Source organism: Massilia sp. UYP34 (genome assembly GCF_056279385.1).
In genome coordinates this window covers 1-1,662 of record NZ_JBWBRF010000052.1, presented here as the reverse complement: position 1 = coordinate 1,662, position 1,662 = coordinate 1, and the positions used below count along the sequence as shown (strand labels likewise).

Genomic DNA, 1,662 nt, shown 5'->3' with positions numbered 1-1,662 from the left:
GCTTTGAAAATCACGCTACTGAGCGATGCTGGAGCGCGGACTCACGTTTCGCCTGGCTCTGCTCACGCCGAGAGCGGGTTATTCGAGGTGGCCTTTAGGTAGGATCACATTTGACCAGCGGTCTTTATTTGGGTAGGCGCTTGAGCTCTGGAATCCTGCTGCACCACGCGAGGGATTTTTCCTACCTCGACATGGCGTCCCACTACATACGGGACAAGCTGCTTTCTTGTTTTTCCTCCGGAGACCTAAAGGGTCTATCCAACCCGTCGGATTGGGTGCGTACTGATAAGCATTCATTCCGCCTAGCAGGCCAATCGGATCTGCCGTCATGTAACGTGCGCCATCCGGATCGTAGTACCGATACCGGTTGTAATGGATCCCCGTCTCATCATCAAAGTACTGCCCCTGAAACCGGATCGGATTCCGTATCCCGGCCTTGCGCGCCGCCTCGCTGATTGCCTCCTTCGCTTGCCCCCACGCCTTGTACTGCGCCGACCACGCAACCTTGCCCTCGCAATCCGTCAACTCCTGCGGCGTGCCCAGATGATCGCATTGGTAGAAGGCGATCTCTTCCTTACCGAACGGCTCGGCTTCCTGCTCGACCTCACCGTTCCACAGCGGATCGAGCGCGATATCGTACTTGCCGCCGTTGCCCGCCATCAGCGCTTTCACATCCGTGGTAGGCGCCAGGCGAAGCGCACGGCTCCGGGTGGCCTGTACCAGCGGCACGAAGCTGTCGCGCTCGTACACATAATGCACCGTCCGTTCGCCCGCCGCGTCGCCCCGGCGCACGCTGCTTTCCAACGCCAGCGTGTCGCCATCCCAGCCGTACATGGTGCGGGCCGTCTCGCGAAAGGCGGCGCCATCCATCGTCCCGCTGCGCTTGGCGATGCGCCTTCCCAGCGCATCATAGGCAAAGGTGGTGACGCCATGCCAGGTCGTGGCGCGGGTCATCCGGTTGTACGCATCCCATGCATATTCGGACCGAATGCCGTCCTGGGTGCGTTCCACGACGTTGCCGCGTTCGTCATAGCGGTAGCGCACGCCAGCATATTCCTTCAGCAGGTTGTCCAGCAGTTTCGGCAGTGGGACACGGCGGCTGATGGGCTCCTGCTGCGCGGTGTCGGCTGCCTGGATGTTGCCCGCCGGGTCGAAGGCGAAGGTTTCATGGCCTAATGCGCTGTTCGCCGCCAGCAGCCGTCCGACCGGGTCGTAGCGGTATTCGACGCGGCCGCGCCGGTTGTCTTCGAGGCTGGTCAACTGGCCGGACGGGTCGTAGCGGTAGCGCCGCAGGATGGCGGCTTGCATGCCCACCTGGACGTCGGGACGGTACGTGTCGAAATAAGGGTGCCGGTCCTTCCGGCTGACCTGCGCGATGGCGCCGAGCTGCTGTTCGATCAGGCGCCCAAGCGGGTCGTACTGCATCGTTTGCCGCAGGCCGTTGGCCTGGGTGCGACCGGTTTCCTGGTATAGCGCGTCGCGCTCGAAGGAGACGAGGTCTTGCCCGTCGAGCAGCAGGCCATGCACGTGGCCGGCGCCGTAGGTCAGCCAGTCGATGCGGTGGCCGTCGGGGCGGACCGTGCCGGTGCGCTGGTTGAGTTCGTCATAGTGGTGGCGCCATACCGCGGTGCGCTTCTCTGGATGGAACGGGCCCTGGTAGTG

Annotated in this window: 1 protein-coding gene; it reads right to left on the bottom strand. The window is 63.0% G+C overall.

Annotated elements, in window-relative coordinates:
• Nucleotides 1-78 precede the first annotated feature (78 nt).
• Nucleotides 79-1,662: RHS repeat-associated core domain-containing protein (locus tag ACZ9AQ_RS24135; RefSeq protein ID WP_429207341.1), on the bottom strand; the 1,584-nt coding region annotated here is incomplete at its 5' end.